Origin of the sequence: Pedobacter panaciterrae (genome assembly GCF_013204795.1) — a bacterium.
Taxonomy (GTDB): domain Bacteria; phylum Bacteroidota; class Bacteroidia; order Sphingobacteriales; family Sphingobacteriaceae; genus Pedobacter; species Pedobacter panaciterrae.
In genome coordinates, this window is sequence record NZ_JABMKW010000011.1 from 1 (window position 1) to 884 (window position 884).

General features: G+C 35.2%; 1 protein-coding gene and 1 rRNA gene. Both read right to left on the reverse strand.

The window, feature by feature from the left end:
* Positions 1 to 85: 85 nt before the first annotated feature.
* The gene (locus tag HQN86_RS07115; RefSeq protein ID WP_172660334.1) at positions 86 to 634 is read right to left on the reverse strand and encodes a GNAT family N-acetyltransferase; all 549 of its coding nucleotides are present in this window, start codon (positions 632 to 634) and stop codon (positions 86 to 88) included.
* Positions 635 to 728: 94 nt separating this feature from the next.
* Positions 729 to 840: ribosomal RNA gene (gene rrf, locus HQN86_RS07120) — 5S ribosomal RNA — on the reverse strand.
* Positions 841 to 884: the final 44 nt, after the last annotated feature.

Genomic DNA, 884 nt, shown 5'->3' on the forward strand with positions numbered 1-884 from the left:
CACAACCAGAAAAATTAACAGAGAGGGCTTAAAAGATCAATACGTATCGTTTAGAAATTCATTAATTCTACCAGAAGATAACATTTTACTGGTTATCTACTATCTCATATAGTACGCATTCTCTAAGCGTTTCATTAGATTCAAGTAAAGGATGATTAAAAATCTTTATTTCTTTCATCCCGATCTTCTGCATTACGTTTACAGATGGCGCATTAACTTTAGGAGCTATTGCATTTATTGATTTTAGTTTTAAATCTTTAAAAGCATAAGCTATACATCTCCTTGCACCTTCAGTAGCAAAGCCTTTATACCATTTCTTTGTATCTAAGCGCCATCCTATATCAACGCAGGGTGTAAAATCAGATTCAAAGCTTTGAATAGATAATCCTATAAACCCTATAAATTCCCTTGTATCTAATTCTTCTACTGCAAAGTAGCAAAAACCCCTTTCTCGTAACAAATCCTGCATTCTTCTTACAAACTGCCGGGTTCGCTCCATAGATTGGATACCCGGAAAAAACTTCATTACATCTGGATCTGTATTTATACTTGCCAGTTTATCTATATCACTTTCAAGCCAATCTCTAAAACCTAATCTTTCCGACTTAAAAATATAAATGTCATTTGAGCTCATCCCCTAAATCTGATTTAAACAAATATATAAAAGCCTGGTTCAAAATGCTACAAACAAGAAAAGCCTGTAGTGATTAACTACAGGCTTCATTAAGATTTGGCACCGACCTACTCTCCCACGTGTTACCGCAGTACCATCGGCTCTGGTGGGCTTGACTTCTCTGTTCGGAATGGGAAGAGGTAGACACCACCGATATAGGCACCTAAATATTTTAAATATCTTTTAATAGAGTTCTTTGTTATGGTTAAAA